Annotated in this window: 15 protein-coding genes; 8 read left to right on the plus strand and 7 right to left on the minus strand. The window is 34.9% G+C overall.

All coding sequences use genetic code 11. From position 1 onward, the window contains the following. Positions 1-23 precede the first annotated feature (23 nt). Positions 24-1,232, minus strand: coding sequence for a hypothetical protein (locus tag AAGD76_RS01910; RefSeq protein ID WP_341820283.1), 1,209 nt, complete (start codon positions 1,230-1,232; stop codon positions 24-26). A 257-nt stretch (positions 1,233-1,489) separates the two neighbouring features. Between AAGD76_RS01910 and AAGD76_RS01915 the strand changes: the two genes are divergently transcribed. From AAGD76_RS01915 to AAGD76_RS01940, 6 genes are all read left to right on the plus strand, one after another. Next, on the plus strand, positions 1,490-4,060 hold the full coding sequence (locus tag AAGD76_RS01915) for a valine--tRNA ligase (RefSeq protein WP_341820284.1): 2,571 nt from the start codon (positions 1,490-1,492) through the stop codon (positions 4,058-4,060). 127 nt (positions 4,061-4,187) lie between these two features. After that, positions 4,188-5,216, plus strand: a complete 1,029-nt coding sequence (locus AAGD76_RS01920) for a hypothetical protein (RefSeq protein WP_341820285.1) — start codon at positions 4,188-4,190, stop codon at positions 5,214-5,216. Positions 5,217-5,387: 171 nt separating this feature from the next. Beyond that, positions 5,388-6,542 (plus strand): hypothetical protein, encoded by a 1,155-nt coding sequence (locus AAGD76_RS01925; protein ID WP_341820286.1) that lies wholly within the window; start codon positions 5,388-5,390, stop codon positions 6,540-6,542. A 159-nt stretch (positions 6,543-6,701) separates the two neighbouring features. Next, a complete protein-coding gene (locus AAGD76_RS01930) occupies positions 6,702-8,024 on the plus strand; it encodes a hypothetical protein (protein WP_341820287.1) in 1,323 nt (440 codons plus the stop codon). A 30-nt stretch (positions 8,025-8,054) separates the two neighbouring features. Then, positions 8,055-8,729 carry an orotidine-5'-phosphate decarboxylase gene (pyrF, locus tag AAGD76_RS01935; RefSeq protein WP_341820288.1) on the plus strand — a complete coding sequence of 225 codons (675 nt, stop codon included), beginning with the start codon at positions 8,055-8,057 and terminating at the stop codon, positions 8,727-8,729. Between the two features lie 49 nt (positions 8,730-8,778). Next, complete coding sequence (locus tag AAGD76_RS01940; protein WP_341820289.1) at positions 8,779-9,576, plus strand: hypothetical protein; 798 nt, start codon at positions 8,779-8,781, stop codon at positions 9,574-9,576. A 192-nt stretch (positions 9,577-9,768) separates the two neighbouring features. Here the strand turns inward: AAGD76_RS01940 and AAGD76_RS01945 are convergent, their stop codons facing one another. Further along, entirely contained in the window at positions 9,769-10,041 is a 273-nt protein-coding gene (locus AAGD76_RS01945; RefSeq protein ID WP_156518015.1) for a hypothetical protein, read from the minus strand. Positions 10,042-10,133: 92 nt separating this feature from the next. On the opposite strand from AAGD76_RS01945, the gene AAGD76_RS01950 reads away from it, so the two are divergent. Continuing rightward, positions 10,134-11,333: a phage major capsid protein gene (locus AAGD76_RS01950; protein WP_341820290.1), complete on the plus strand. Its 1,200-nt coding sequence runs from the start codon at positions 10,134-10,136 to the stop codon at positions 11,331-11,333. A 390-nt stretch (positions 11,334-11,723) separates the two neighbouring features. Here the strand turns inward: AAGD76_RS01950 and AAGD76_RS01955 are convergent, their stop codons facing one another. Genes AAGD76_RS01955 through AAGD76_RS01965 form a run of 3 tightly spaced genes read right to left on the minus strand, consistent with a single transcriptional unit; the run spans position 11,724 to position 13,730 of the window. Beyond that, positions 11,724-12,365, minus strand: coding sequence for an amino acid ABC transporter ATP-binding protein (locus tag AAGD76_RS01955; protein ID WP_010962606.1), 642 nt, complete (start codon positions 12,363-12,365; stop codon positions 11,724-11,726). Then, positions 12,349-12,996, minus strand: coding sequence for an amino acid ABC transporter permease (locus AAGD76_RS01960; RefSeq protein WP_007548901.1), 648 nt, complete (start codon positions 12,994-12,996; stop codon positions 12,349-12,351). The genes AAGD76_RS01955 and AAGD76_RS01960 overlap by 17 nt, the downstream gene beginning before the upstream one ends. Next, entirely contained in the window at positions 12,996-13,730 is a 735-nt protein-coding gene (locus AAGD76_RS01965; RefSeq protein ID WP_077188142.1) for a substrate-binding periplasmic protein, read from the minus strand. Before AAGD76_RS01965 ends, AAGD76_RS01960 begins: the two co-directional genes overlap by 1 nt. Positions 13,731-13,855: 125 nt before the next feature. Between AAGD76_RS01965 and AAGD76_RS01970 the strand changes: the two genes are divergently transcribed. Continuing rightward, the gene (locus AAGD76_RS01970) at positions 13,856-14,311 is read left to right on the plus strand and encodes an arginine repressor (protein WP_064125001.1); all 456 of its coding nucleotides are present in this window, start codon (positions 13,856-13,858) and stop codon (positions 14,309-14,311) included. A gap of 53 nt (positions 14,312-14,364) precedes the next feature. Here the strand turns inward: AAGD76_RS01970 and tatC are convergent, their stop codons facing one another. Together tatC and AAGD76_RS01980 are read right to left on the minus strand one after the other, a co-directional pair. Beyond that, positions 14,365-15,126 carry a twin-arginine translocase subunit TatC gene (gene tatC, locus AAGD76_RS01975; RefSeq protein ID WP_341820291.1) on the minus strand — a complete coding sequence of 254 codons (762 nt, stop codon included), beginning with the start codon at positions 15,124-15,126 and terminating at the stop codon, positions 14,365-14,367. After that, positions 15,123-16,220, minus strand: a complete 1,098-nt coding sequence (locus AAGD76_RS01980; protein WP_010962604.1) for a type I glyceraldehyde-3-phosphate dehydrogenase — start codon at positions 16,218-16,220, stop codon at positions 15,123-15,125. Before AAGD76_RS01980 ends, tatC begins: the two co-directional genes overlap by 4 nt. Positions 16,221-16,551: the final 331 nt, after the last annotated feature.

The following is a 16,551-nucleotide window of genomic DNA, read 5'->3' on the forward strand; positions in this document are numbered from 1 at the left end:
CGTACATTTCGGCTTAACCCTTGTTACTTCTTTTTCCCATTCTCATTTACTTCTTGTGCTTTTGCCCCATCTACTTGAGTACTAGGTAATACTGCATATGTAATACCACCGGCTACGAGTGCAGATGCTACTGCTATACCAATCATTACTAACATCTCTAACTTAACTGTACGTTCAAGTGCAGTAAATGCTATCAGTCCAGCAGCAAGACCCATACCAACAGTAGCAGTGTACCGTGCTCCATTGCCTTGTTTTGGTTGCTCAGTTGTTTTGCTTTTATCTTCTAGTTTTCTATTTTTCTCCTCAGCTTCAGTCAATCGATTTTGTAAGTCTTTTGTTTCATCCTTTTTGGCTTTTAACTGAGCAGCAGTATCATTTGGTGCTGCTTGCAACTGCTGAACTTGATCTTTTAATGCTATTATTTCATTCTCTTTGGCTTTTAACTGAGCAGCATTTGGTTGGTTGTTTAACTGTGCTTCTAAATCTTTTATTTTATTTGTTAGTGTTGTTTTTTCACCCTCTAACTTCGTAACAGCAGCATCTGGTTGAGCTTTTAATGCTGTCATTTCATTCTCTTTCTCTGTTAACTTTTGCTGTAACGCCACAGCATCTAATGCTTCCAATTCTGTTATTTTAGCATTTTTCTCTTCTAACTGCTGCTGCAACGCTGTAGAATCTATTGCCTTTAGTTTTTCCACTTCAGCTTCTAAGTCTTGTTTTTCCTGCTGAGCTGTGTCCAATTGATCTTGTAATTCTTGTGTTTTAATTCTCAATTCCTCCTCAGCTTTCTTCTTTGCAGCTTCTAATTCTTCATTTTTCCCCTTTAACTGCTCTTCTGCAGCTTCCAATTCTGTTGTTTTAACATTTTTCTCTTCTAACAATTGTACTGTGGGATGGCAAGATAGGGCTTTTACCATAATCTCCTCTTTCCCATCGTTAAAGCCTAACAGATTTTTCATTTCTTTTAGGCGACTAAAATATTTGCCACCCTTTTTCCCAACGGATTTTACATTCATGATTGTATTATCTCCTAGTTCTTCTTGAGGATAAGAACCAGTAATATATAGTTGTTGATCATTTAGCGTACAGCCCACATAAAACTTGTCATCAATTATAGCACCACTCTTATCTACGTTTTTATACTTTTTAAATTCTTCATAATCATCTTTTTTTATAACAAGCACTATTTTATCATCGGCAACCTGTATTGTACCATTCTTTAAGCTTAGCATAACGAACCTCAATTATAATTTAACATTACATAATACCCTTAGAACCTAAGGTCAAGTAATATTTTTATCATAGCATAGAAAATTTATGTTCGTAAACAAAAAATTTTGGCGTAAAATTGCCGTATTTACTTAATTGTGCTATAGCTAAAGTAATTTAGGTTTACCGACCATCGTCATTCCGCTGCTTGTTAGCGGGATCTAGAGATACCGCGGCGGTATGACGTTGCTAGCTTAAGGTTTAAAATTGAGAAATATTTATGTTAAAAGAAAAATACGGCTTTAAAGAAGTTGAAGACAAATGCAACATATTATGGGAAGGTAGTAAAGTTTACAGGTGGAATGGTGAAAAGGATAACACTTTCACTATAGACACACCTCCACCGACAATATCGGGTAAATTGCATATTGGCCATATATTTAGCTATTGCCACACGGACTTTATTGCAAGGTTTCAGCGCATGCTGGGAAAAGATGTGTTTTACCCAATTGGGTTTGATGATAATGGGCTTCCCACTGAAAGATTGGTTGAGCAAACCTATAAAACCCGCGCAAAAGAAGTTGGCAGGGAAAAATTTATAGAGATGTGCCATGAGGTTATTGAAAAATCAAAGCAAGAATTCAAGGAACTATTTAAATCGGTCGGCATTAGTTATGACTGGGATTTGGAATATCACACGATCAGCAAGGAAACTGTGACGCTTTCACAGATGTCGTTTATTGATCTATATAATAAAGGGTATGCATATAGAAAAATGCAGCCCATCCTTTGGGACCCGGTTGATAAAACAGCAATTGCGCAAGCAGAAATAGAAGATAAAGTTTTTGAGTCATCCTTAAACACGATAGTTTTCTCTACTCAAGAAAATGAGCAAATCAATATTGCAACTACGCGACCTGAACTACTTCCAGCATGCGTTGCAGTTTTTTGTCATCCAGAGGATACGCGCTACACTCATCTGATCGGAAAAACAGCGGTAGTGCCAATAACAAAGGAAAAAGTACTAATCATTGCTGACGATAAGGTCAAAATAGATAAAGGCACTGGGCTTGTTATGTGCTGTACGTTTGGTGATGAGCTCGACATATATTGGCAGCAAAAGCATAATCTACCGATGAAAATTATCATCGATCAGGATGGAAGGATGGACCTAGATGATGTCATTCCAGTGCTTGACACTGGAATCCAGGAAAAAGAGCCAATGCCAGCGATGACAGAGGAAGATATCATGTCAGCGTATGGTCAGAAAAAAGAAGAATGGATCCCAGTGTCAGCTACTCGGATGACAGACGATATACTAAATGAAATAAATGGATTGAAAGTTACAGCAGCAAGAAAGAGGATGATCGAAATCCTAACTAAAAAAGGACTTTTGGTAGAAAGCACTAACATTTCTCATTCTGTTAAGTGTGCAGAAAGATCTGGTGCACCACTTGAGATATTGCCTACTTATCAATGGTTTATCAAGACTTTAGAGCAAAAAGCTCAAGTATTAGATAAAGTAAAAGAATGCAATTGGTATCCAAGCAATATGCGTAAACGCATGGAAGTGTGGATAGAAGGGCTAAATTGGGACTGGTGCATCTCAAGGCAGCGCTATTTTGGTGTGCCATTTCCAGCGTGGTATTCCAAGCGTAAAGGAGAAGAGGGCAAAATCATCCTAGCTGAAATAAAGGCCCTACCTATAGATCCATCGAAAGATTTACCAAAAGGGTATAGCAAAGAAGAGATTATCCCAGATCAAGATGTAATGGATACTTGGGCCACAAGTTCAATTACTCCTCAACTAAGTGCACTGGCAGTAAACAGTGAGTTTAGCTTACCAAATCATCGCTATGATACGATATTTCCTGCAGATCTGCGCAGTCAGAGCCATGAGATAATAAGAACTTGGGCTTTTTATACTATTTTAAAGGCACATTATCATGCAAATTCTTTACCTTGGAAAAACATTATGATCAGCGGTTGGTGTTTAGCAGATGATAAGAAAAAGATGAGTAAATCAAAGGGTAACATCATCACTCCTCATGTAATACTTGAAACTTATGGAGCTGATGTAGTGCGCTATTGGGCAGCGAACTCAAGGCTTGGAGTTGATACAGTCTACTCTGAAAATACATTCAAAATTGGCAAGCGCCTCGTTACAAAACTTTGGAACGCTAGCAAGTTCGTTTCCATGTTCATGGAAAAGCATCAAGTGATGAGCATAAATTCTGCTCACGAGACAATGGATAAGTGGATATTGTCTAAGTTATACAAAGTTATAGAAAGAGCAACAAATAACCTATTACAGTTTGAATACTGCGAAGCTTTGGGCGTAATAGAGGAATTTTTTTGGAAGGATTTTTGTGATAACTACTTGGAACTAGCAAAAAAGCGCGCATATGGAGATAAAGTAGACAGCGAAACAAACTTAAGTGCAAAACAAAGCTTGGCGTATGTACTGAATATTATTTTGCGGTTATTTGCACCTTTCTTGCCTTACATTACAGAAGAGATATACCACCAGTTGTATAGTTATAATTCTGTACACAATCAAAGTAATTGGCCGAGCAAAGAAGAACTTATCTACGATAAATATTCAGAGGAAATGGGAGATAATGTTATTCAGATATTAAATATTATCAGAAAGATAAAGGCAGATAATAATGTATCAGTTAAGCATCTGATAAAAAAGTTGATGATAAAAGCAGATCTACGAGAGGATAAGTTGGATCAATCCGCACAGGATGATTTGCAGGCAGTGTGCAATGCGGAAACGATAGAGTGGATGCAGTCTGAGCTTGAAACTGAAGACGGGAAATACATAGTGAATATAGACTTATACTGATTTTTATAGCTTCACTTCCTTTGATATCTATGCTATCATAGTCATTATTGATTGTGAGAGAATAATAATAGGGGATTTATATAATAAAGCCAATGCACCATATCTTATAGCTGGTGCTCTTGCTACTTTGGTATTGCTTGCGTCTGGGACACTTGCTGTTGCCCCTTATGTTAAGTTCTTGTCTTCAGTTGCAGCCTTTAATGTAGCTCTTCCTGTTGCTTTGAGTTTGTCTATACTTTCTATTTTGGTGCTTGCACTTTCATGTAAAATAATTAGTAATAATGAGAACAAAGATTTACGTGATAAAAATGTAGAATTGGAAGCAAAAGTAAAAGGTCAGTTAGAACATAAGGAGGAGATGCTTTCTCTTGAACACCAAGAGTTACGTGATGAAAATGTAAGATTGAATGAAAGAGTGGATTCTTTAATGGAGGAATTATCTCAACCTCAAAAAGAAATAGATTCCTTAAAAAGGCAGTTAGATGAATTAAAATATGAAGAAATTTTAGCTCTTTTATTAAAAGAAAGAATAACAGAATTGGAAACATGTTTAGAGGAGAAAAGGAAAAAAGTAGGAAAATTAGTAGTGCAGTTAAGAAAAAAAGGCGAAACTTCTTCTCTACAACCTGAATTAAAGAGTGCAAAGGAAAAGGAAGAAGAAATACTACTGATAAAAGAATTAAGTGAACTAACAAGAAAAATGCACCAACTAACTGCATATTTAGAACAAAAAGAAAAACGATGCAAGGAATTAGAAGAGGAAGAAACTAAAAATCTTGATAGGATAGGAGAGTTAAAAAAACTTAATGAAAAGTTGCGCAATAATAACAGTCAGTTGAAAAGTAGCAAAAAAGAGTTGGGTGACGAATACAATGAATTAAGAATATATAATTCTGATTTGGAAAGAAAAGTTAAACGTCTGCAAGCAGTAATTGGGCAGGAAGACAAGCAAAGTCATTCCATTTCTTCAGATATAAGCAGTGAACATTTATCAGAACTTGAAGGAATAGGTGAAAATGAGTCTGTTAATAAACAGTTCCCGAAACCAAAACCACCTTATATATCCACTCCAATAAGACCGCCATATAAAAAGCTGAATGATGCTTCATGTGATTCTGGATATACCAGTAGATGTTCTACCCCGATCAATAGCTAACTAGACATTATAAGTACAATGGTACACTCGATACACAAGGTCTAAGTCATTTTTTAGCTAGCAGGCTGAAAAAGGAAAGTTTGTTGTAGGTGCAGCACTATAATTCCTCCACAGATAAGAGAATTTTAATAAATATATACAAGACTGCTGAACGTGGGGGGGAGGGGAGTAATGAGCAATTTGCTTAGTGAGGCTAATGCATTTTATTTTGTAGCTAGTTCCTTAGCTACTCTTACGTTACTTACATCTTTAGCGCTTATTGTAACTTCTAATGTGCCTCTTCCTCTAATTCTTGCTTTAGCTACATTATCTATTTTGGTGCTTGCACTTTCATGTAAAATAATTAGTAATAATGAGAACAAAGATTTACGTGATAAAAATGTAGAATTGGAAGCAAAAGTAAAAGGTCAGTTAGAACATAAGGAGGAGATGCTTTCTCTTGAACACCAAGAGTTACGTGATGAAAATACAAGATTGAATGAAAGAGTAGATTCTTTAATGGAGGAATTGTGTCAATGCAAATTAGAAAGTGAAAAGAATAAGTTATGTTTAAAGTCAGAATATGAAGATGAGTTACGCTTAAGATTGGAATATGAAGATGAATTAAACTTGGAATTAGAACATAAAAGTAGGGAAGCTTCTTCTCTGCGTACTCAATTAACTATGTTAAGAAAAAAAGTAGAAGTAGAAGAAGTAAAACAATTAAAAACTTTAGAATCGGAAGAACAACATGAGAGCTCAGAAAGCGACATAGAAGAATTAGAGAAGAAGTTATGCCAGTCGGAAAAGGAAAAGAAAGAATTAGAAGGTAAAGTTAGTGATGAACGTCAAAAGCGCACTGATCTTGAAAGTAAAGTTGATAAATTGTGTACAAAGGAGAAAGAGTACTTATCTAAAATTAAGGAGCTGGAAAAGGAGTCATTATCTTTACAAAAAGAAGAGAAAGAATCTGATAACACATTAACAACAGTGAATGATGATCGCGATAATAAGGTGAAAGAATTAAACAGTTCACTTTTGAAGCAATCCTCTCAAATAGAACAACTTCAAAAAGCTTTATTGGAAAAGAAAAAAGAAGAAGTGCTTTTTTTGCAACGGATGATAGAATATGTAACAGATGAGGTAGAAAAATTAGTAAGGGAAAATGAAGTGATCAGAGATGATGATAAAAAAGTAATATTACAAGTGATTCAAGCAACAAAGTCTGTGTTAGTAGAAGAAGCTGCACAATATTTGCCAGGCGAAACGTCTGTTCCTTCATTTGTGGAAGATCCTGGATATACCAGTGGATGTTCTACCCCGACCAACAGCTGCCACACATTTTGAGTACAGTTGTACACTGGATACATAAAACCTTAGCTATTTTTAGCTAGCAGGCTGAAAAAGGAAAGTTTGTTGTAGGTGCAGCACTATAATTCCTCCACAGATAAGAGAATTTTAATAAATATATACAAGACTGCTGAACGTGGGGGGAGGAGGGGAGTAATGAGCAATTTGCTTAGTGAGGCTAACACATTTTATTTTATAGCTAGTTCCTTAGCTACTCTTACGTTACTTACATCTTTAGCGCTTATTGTAACTTCTAATGTGCCTCTTCCTCTAATTCTTGCTTTAGCTACATTATCTGTTTTGGTGCTTGCACTTTCGTATAAAATAATTCGTAATAATAAGAAAATAGAGATTGAGAGAAATAAATTCGCTCAGAAAGAGCAAGAGTTGGAAAATAAAATAACTCTAGGAAAGGAAGCTGAAGAAGCTGCAAACAAAGAAGTGAAGAATCAATTACATGAATTAACTAGAGAGAAGCAAAATTTAGACAAGAGAGCAAAAAGATTGGATCAGAAAGTAAATGAGTCAGAAGTTGAGAGAGAATCTCTTCTTGAAGAAAAAAAATCTTTAGAGAAAAAATTAGAAACAGCAAAGAATCGTACGTTTGAAATAGACAATGAATTGGACAAAACAAGAAAGGAAATAGGTAAGCTTAATGAGCAGGAAGAGAAATTAAAACTTGAAATCTCATGTTTAAAGAAACAGTTGGAAGAAAGAAGTAGATTTATTGCAAAGCTGAAGATGGAAGTGGATGATAATAAACATTTAGAGCTAGAGAATAAGGGGTTAAATGATAGAATAGAAACGTTACGTGAAGTACAAAAGGCACTACGTGAGAAAAAACATGAACTTAGTGAAAAAGTAGAGGCATTGAATAAGGAAGAAAATAAACTTTCTAAAGAAGTAGAGGAATTACGTGAAGAACAAGAAAGGCTGCATGCAAACTTAGATAAGCTACAATGTAAAATTAAAGAGGTCAACAAAGAAAAGAAAAATTTATCTAAAGAATTAAAAGAGAAATTTGAAGAGTTAGATGAAGCAAATGGTTTAATTAAAAATCAATCTTTTGAGTTAGATGGGATAAGAAAAGATTGTAATAATGAAGTAAAAAGTTTAAGAAATTCACTTTTAGAACGAGACAGTCAAATAGAAGATTTTTTGAAAGAGAAAGAAAAACAAGTGAATTTTGCGCAACTGTTGATAAGATGCGTAACAGACAATATAGAAGAACCAATAAGAAATAATGATGGAAAAGCAATATTAGATACGATTCAAATATTAAAGTCTGCGTTACAAGGAGAAATTGCACGGCTTTTGCCAGACGAAACGCCTTCTTCTTCGCTGGAAGATCTTGGATATGAATCATTATTTGTCAGTCGCTCATCCACCCAGACCAAGTTGCCAAATTCACTATTGACAGAATCTTATGAACGCAGTCAGTTCAATCAGAGTGAAAGTATTTGCAAAACACAACAATGAGTCTTATTATAAGATAAATCATGCAAGATAATGAACCCAATAATATGCGCACTGGATACACAAGACTTAAATAAGGCTATTTCTCTAGCTAATGCTCTGCGTGGTAAAGTTGGCATGGTAAAGCTGGGATTAGAATTTTTTGCTGCTCAAGGTCTTTCTGGAGTGCAAGAAGTTGCAAAATGCAATGTACCAATTTTTTTAGATCTGAAATTGCATGACATTCCAAACACTGTAGCCAAAACAGTTGAAGTAATAAAAGTTCTGAACATTGAAATGTTAACTCTGCACATCAGCGGTGGAACAAAAATGCTTGAAGAAGTGCTAAGTGTAGTGCAAGGCACAAAAATAAAGCTGATTGGAGTGACAGTGCTAACTAGTATGAGCAATGAGGATTTAAACGAGCTTGGAGTAGCAAGAGAGGCAAAATCACAGGTAATTTTGCTTGCAAAGCTTGCAAAAAAGATTGGACTCCATGGAGTAGTCTGTTCTGCACTAGAAGCTCAAGAAGTGCGCCGAGAGTGCGGTGAAGACTTTAAAATTATTACTCCAGGAATTCGTATAGATCCAGGTCATGACGACCAAAAAAGAACAGCAACACCAAAAGAAGCAATAAATTCAGGAGCTGATTATATCGTCATTGGCAGACCCATTACAAAAACTACAAGTAGTGCGGAGCTAATATTGAAATCCATGAAAGAATTTTAATATAATAACTTAATTTATAAAAATACTAACATATTAATTAGGAATAAGCATGAGTAATATCAATAGAATAATACGCGAAGTAATCAAGGAATTCCGCTCAAAATTACCAGATAAGAAAATAGAGGAATATTCTGGCAAATTGAATAAGCTACATATCTACCAGTGCAATAAGCATATAATAGAAAATAAGAAGCTATATCATTATACAATAAATGGGAAAACCCATGCTATGGGTCAGCATGGGCATAATTTTGTCAAGAGTTTAGAAGTTATCTTGAGGAATAAGCCACAAATTTCCTTAGAAGAGGTAATTGATTTTATGGAAAAAATAATTAATTTTGGTATTGATAGTTGTTATGGAGCATTTGAGATGATATTTGAATCTCGCTCTGGTGTTACAATAGATGATGCAGTTAATTTTGTAAAAGATAGCTTATCTAGTAAATTTTATGGATTCCATGGCAGTGGGATTTTCAAAGTAATATTAGAACTTAATCCAGAGAGCTCTCTTGAAGAGATAGAGAAACAATTTAGCAAAGTAGTAGATCCTTACTTTCTTAATGCTTGGAGTCGAGAAAGTGAAAGGGCTTTTGCTAAGATATGTAGGTTATGTAGAGAAGGACATGTGGAGAATATGCAGAAATTTGATTTTAGCAATTTTAATTTAGATCAAGATAGTGCTGGAGCATTAAGAGCACTGTTACAGTATTGTGTTGACGTTTCTAATCAAAAAGCTTTAGGTGATTCACATGAATTGCATAGAGAAGAGATGGAGGGGATATATAAATTTGATGATAATTACGATTTAAATTTAGATAGTGATCATAATGATAGTATCTGGCATTGAAATTATACTACAATAATAAAATAACTGGATAAAAATTATCACCAAAAAAATTCAAAAAAGTGCTTGACATAAAAGAACGAACATTATATAGTGTCATTATCTTTTATTTTACCTCGCTTAATTTAATTACTGGATTAAGCTTACAGTACTAAGCGTGGCACAAAGTGCCACGCTATTTTTCGGTTTACATTTTCAACAGATAAAAAATGATGCCATTTCAGTGCCAAGCACATAACTGTACGAACATTCATTTTTAAAGGTAAATTGCACAACAGATGATGTCATTCCAGTGCTTGACACTGGAATCCAGAAATTTTGCTTATAACTGAGCTGATGAGCTAAAGGTAGTTGTCTTACGCTAAAACAAACGTTTTTAATTAAGTTGCATAGAAGCTGGATCCCAGTGTCAAGCACTGGGATGACAAGAAAGGGAGCACTGGAATGACATCGTTTACTATGTACCATATTGCAATATTCGTACAACTGTGGGAAACATCTATGGATGCCATTCCTATTACCTTATTTCCATTTTTATTTCATTTTCAAAGGAGGCTATTATGTCACTTACCGATATCGCTCACCGTATCAATGAACTCGCTTCATCATGGGAGCAATTTAAATTAATAAATGATCGCAAACTAAAAGAAATTGAAAGCAAAGGGCGTGCTGATTCTGCAACAATTGAGCAGCTATGCAAGGTAAATAATGCCATTGATAGTTGCAAAGAGCGTTTAGACTTGATCGAAACTGCAGCTCAACGCCCAGAAGTAAATACAAATTTTAGCACAAGCGATAAATATTTTTCTGATTATATCCGCAAGGGAATGGAAAGCGGTTTATCACACAAAACCCTCAGTGGAGATGACAGTGATATCGTGGGGTATCTAGTTACTCCGCATATTGTAAAACGCATAAACAAGCGCGTAACTGATTCGTCCCCAATGCGACAAATATGCTCCAGTCAAAGAATCTCTACTGAAACATTGGATTACATTATAGAAGATTTTGACCGCGCCGGTGCAGGTTGGAGCAGTGAAACAGTAGATGATGAGGACGGTGGCAATAAGTCTAAGTATGATTTTGCAAAAGATACGGACACGCCCAAAATCCAAAAGATTTCCGTCACAACTTACGAGTTATATGCTCAACCACAAATATCACAAAAGTTACTCGATGATGCGTTTGTCGATGTTGAGAGTTGGCTGGTGGAAAAGATTGCCGAGACTTTTAGTAAGGAAGAAAGCGAAGCCTTCATTAAGGGTGAGGGCACTTTTCAACCAAAAGGAATTTTAGCTTATGAAAATGGAAACAGTTATAATAAAATAGAGCAAGTTAAAACTGAAAAATTAGATAGTGATTCAATAATGATGTTGTATTACTCTCTGGACGAATATTATTCCAAAAATGCGTCATTTTTGATGAACAGGAGTACGTTGCAGGATATCAGGCTGCTAAAATCTCAAACAGGTCAGTATCTCTGGCAGCCAAGTCTGTCGCTTGAAGCTCCAGATACTTTAATGGGAATACCAGTATATCAATCTGCCGATATGCCACCAGCGCCAAACAATCAGCTACCAGTAATTGCGATGGCAGATTTCAAACAAGCTTATAAGATTGTAGATAACAGAGGAATGAGAATATTAAGAGACCCTTATACGAATAAACCTTATGTGAGGTTTTTTGTCACTAAGCGTGTCGGCGGAGAGGTTGTAAACACCAGTGCTATTAAATTGTTGAAAGTTGCGAGCAAGTACTAAAAACTTCCGCAGCATCATCTTTATAGCTGATCAAGGCAACACGTCATACCGCGATTCATTCCATAACTGTACGAACATTGTGATTTTGGCCCATCAGGAGGGTGTCATCCCAGTGCTTGACACATATAGCTAAACTGACTTAGATTTACCGACAGTTTGAAAAACAAAAATTCGTCATTCCGCTACTTGTTAGCGGAATCTATGCTGAGATATCGCGGCGGTATGACGTAGGAAAACCTTTCTTGGGTTAGCTATAGTTTGCTATATTATGTGATTTTATTTTTAGCATTGCTTCTTACATTATGTAATTTTGTTTTCCATAATGTATATTATGTAATTTTCGATGCTAAAATCTGTTATAGCTCTCAGTATGATATGAGTGATTCTCTTTTAATAATTATTTTTTAAATAGTTTGTTGGTTCATCAATTTCTTTAGGATTGATATCTACAATTATTTTTCCGTTTTTTAACAGAATAATCCGATCTGATATTTTTGTTAAAAAATCCAAATTGTGAGAAGCGATAATCATAGTAATACCCATATCTCTAACTGATTGTAATAGTTCCACAACGTCGACTATTGTTGCTACGTCTAAACCAGACGTTGGCTCATCGCATAATAGAATCCTTGGATTCATCATTAAGCTTCTGGCAAGCGCAACCCGCTGTTTTTGCCCACCGGATAGATTACTAGGGTAATCATTTTTTTTAGAGGCAATACCCAAAGACTCAAGTAGTGAATCACTTTGATCCTGAGTTTTGTTTTTAAGTTTGGGAGCATATGTAAGATTTTCCCAGACAGTCATATGTGAGAAAAGTTGAAAATCCTGAAATACAAAACCAGTACTATCATTGCATTCAATGCTACCAGAATCTAAAACTTCGAGTTTTTGTATACAACGTAACAATGTTGATTTACCACTACCAGAAGGACCAGCAAGACCAACTATAGATTGTTCTATAATCAGGTTAATATTATTAAGTACTGGAACATTATTAAATAATTTACAAACATTATGCATTTTTATCATATATACCTTTCTGTTCAATCTTTTTGCCTATATATTCAATTAGTAATACAAGAGCGTAATAATAAGCCCCAGCAAGACAAAGTGGTATAAAATAAGTAAATTGTTCTGCTGCAAGCATTTGCGCAGAGCGCATAATATCAACACCACCAATAGTAGAGATTAATGCCGTTTCTTTAAGGAGTGCAATGATCTCATTTATCATTGCAGGAAGAATATTTTTAATAACTTGTGGTAATATAATATCTCTCCACATATAGAAACTAGGTATTTGTAAAGTTTTAGCTGCTTCAAACTGGTTTTTTGATATAGTTTCAATACCAGCTCGTAAAATCTCAGCAATATAAGCACAGCTATTTAGACCAAATGCTATAATGCCAGCACTAAATATGTTTAATTTAATTCCTGCAATGGTTGGAGTCATAAAATAAACAACACTTAACTGTAATATAAGGGGGGTGCCACGTATTACAGATATAATTCCATTAATTAATGGAATACAGATCTTATTATATCTGAGTACTGAAAATAACCCTCCTAGACTCATACCTAAAAGCAGTCCTCCAATCAATAATTTTAAAGTAAAGGCAAGGCCTGTTCCAACAAACAAGAAATTAGAAATTAATTCTTGCATCAGTTATCTCCTAGCCATTTTTCTGCTATCTTTTGTATTACACCTTTACTTTCTAAACTTTTTAACGCCTCGTTTATTTTATCCTTTAAATCAGATCCTTTATTCACAGCAATAGAATAACCATTATCTGACTTAGCGATGGCTGACCATGATAGACCAGGATTTTTTTTGCTAAATACTTTACCTTGGAATTCATCAATTAGGACGCTATCAACATGACCAGACTTTAATGTTTCTACAGCTTGATTATTATTGTCTATAGCAATAATTTGAGCTGTTGTAGGAACATGCTCTTTTAGCCAAATTTCCATGACAGTTCCTAGTTGAACGGCTATCTTCTTGTGAGTTAAGTTGTTTATACCGGCTATGGGTTTATTTTTGTGATATAGAATACCAAATTCCCCTGTATAATAACTATTTGAAAAATCAAAATTTTTTTCACGCTCTTCTGTGCTACCAATAGTAGATATAGCAGCATCTACAGAATTACTTTGCAATGCTGCAAATATAGTACTAAACTGCATATCTTTAAATATCGCTTCTTTACCTAACTCTTTTGCTACTAATTGAGCAAGCTCAATGTCAAAGCCAGTAAATTTACCATTTTCATAATATTCAAAAGGTGGATAATCTGCAGAAATTGCAAATCTAATGATATTATCGTGTTTATCTTCCTTGCATCCTGTTAATAGAATACTTATCGCTATAATAGCATTTAAAATGTATTTTTTCATATTACTAATTTATATTCATATTTTATTCATCTTGTGAATATAGACATTAAAAATTGAATAGTCAAGAAATAATGAATATAATTTCAAATATACTTATTACATATTCAATATGAGGAAAATGCATAATGCATGACAACACACTAGGTGAACATATTTTAAATATTATTCAAAATCATGAAATTTTAGAACAGAGCGATTTACAGACCTTACTCAAAAAAAGAGGGTATAACATTTCTCAGGCTACTTTATCAAGAAAATTGAAAGAACTTAAAATTGCCAAAGTTGCTGGTATGTATAAAGTAATTGACATCAACCAATATCGATTACCATTAATACTTAATATGCAAATTTCGGATTTTGGTTTAATAGTACTACACACTCAACCAGGACAAGCTAGCAGCCTAGCTTACTTTCTAGATCAGAAGTATGTTATTTATTCATTAAATAATAGCAAAAACATAGGAATTATAGGAACTATAGCAGGTGATGATACAGTATTATTGATCATCAAAAGTAAGGCTGAACTTAACAAAGTATTACAATCAATTTATGAAACATTTCCATATTTAAGTCCTGAATAAGAATGTTGTAAGTTAAAAATGTGATATAAAGGAGATGAGAGGGATTCCTGTGTTTAAATCTTTGTCTTCTTTTTTTCAATATACCTACATATCAGAATGGACAATTCATATAGAATCAGCATAGGTATTGCAAGCCCTACTTGGCTTAATACATCAGGTGGAGTTAAGATTGCAGCAATAATAAAAATTACCACTATTGCGATTCTACGTTTATTTGACAAACTTTGTGTAGTCAGTAGCCCAACTCTCACCATTAATGTGAGTATTACTGGAATTTGAAATGCAGTGCCAAAAGCAAACATAAATTGGAGAACGAGGTCTAAATATTCGCTAACTGATGGCATAAACTCTATTGGTATACCGAAAGATTTCCCACTATGTTCAAAAGTGATGAAAAACTTCCAGGCTAAAGGAAATATATAGTAATAGACTACAGTAGCTCCCGTTACAAATAAAACCGGTGTTGCAATTAAGTATGGCAACAACACTGCCCTTTCACTTTTATATAACCCAGGTGCTAAGAACATATAGAATTGCCATGCAAACACAGGAAAAGAGAGCAAAAGTGCACTCATCATTGCAACTCTAAGATACACAAAAAATGCCTCCGTTAAGTCTGTGTAAATTAAAGAAAAACCTTTGCTATCTTTTGTTGCTTCTATTAAAGGTGCGAGTAAAAAACGGTATATATTTTCCTTAAAGTAATAACAAAAACCAAAAGCAACGCAAAAAAATAGAAAGCAAAAGATAACTCTTTTTCTGAGTTCCGCAAAGTGCTCATAAAATGAGGCGTATTTGCTTGAGTTCCAGTTCATACTTTACTATAGCTCAATAATGCTATGTCTAACATTCTCAGCGAAAAAGCCCACTCATTGTCATACCACGCTGCAACCCTGCATATATCACCTGTAACATATGTACCAGTTAAATCCACAATTGCACTATAAGGGTTATGCACAAAATCTATTGAGACTAAAGGTTCCTCGCATATAGAAAGTACATTTGACATTGGATAACCCTCTGTCATCCTAGTACCCTCTGATGTCATCCGAGTAGCTGACACTGGGATCCAGAAATTAGATTCCAGCGTCACGCGCTGGAATGACGTAGAGGAGAGAGCTGCATCCTTAAACATTTCATTGATTTCTTTAACGGTCGCTTTCTTATCAGTCGTAAATGTAAAATCAACCATAGAAACATTGCTAACCGGAACTCTGACGGCAGTGCCATCTAGCTTGCCCTTTAATTCAGGAATTATAGAACCAATTGTTTTTGCTGCCCCGGTTGTAGTTGGCACCATAGATAATCCGCAAGCCCTTGCTCTACGCAAATCTTTATGATTACCATCAAGAACATTTTGATCATTCGTGTAGGCATGTATAGTAGTCATAAAACCGCTTTTTATACCTAAACTGGAGTGTAGGACTTTCACAATCGGAGCAAGGCAATTTGTAGTGCAAGAACCTGCTGATATCACTTTATGCTCTTTTTCGAGCATATCGTCATTCACACCATAAACTATAGTGACATCAGCATCCGGAACTGGAGCAGAGACAATTACTTTCTCTGCATTGTGCCTTATTGCTTCTTCACGTTTATTGAATGCACCAGTACATTCAAGTATTACATCAACATTCCAAGGAATATTTTCAGGATTCCGTTCTCTATATAAAGAAAACTTTTTGCCATTTATAGAAATCCAATTTTGAGACTCATTAAAATCAATATCACCACTGAATTTGCCATGAACAGAATCATATTTAATCAAATGTGCATGCTGCTTTGCACTGAGCGATCCATTGACAGCTACAACTTCTATTTGTTTGCTATATTCTTCTATTTCGAAAATAGCACGCAATACGCCTCTGCCTATTCTACCCAGACCATTAATTCCTACACGAATCGTCATCTCTTCATTCAAAAAATTTAATTATAGAGGATATCACTTGATATTTCATTTTATTCTTTTGCTTTTCTATCGATATGAACATTATAGCAAGGAGACAGGGTTAAAAACTTGCTTGACAAACTCCGCCAGCCCCCTTATCATGGAACTGAAGCTATTGTATTTGCTTTCGCCAATCTGCAGATTAAAAGGTAAGGATTACTTAATGTATCGGCGTCTTATGTTTAATTTTTTGCAGTATATAGATACTGTATGTCTTTACAAAACTTCATCTACATCTAGATTTTTATCTAAATAAGCTGAACGCGCTTATAAAGCGTTACAAGACATCAAA

The sequence above is a fragment of the Wolbachia endosymbiont (group A) of Cydia strobilella genome, assembly GCF_964026745.1.
Lineage (GTDB): Bacteria > Pseudomonadota > Alphaproteobacteria > Rickettsiales > Anaplasmataceae > Wolbachia > Wolbachia pipientis.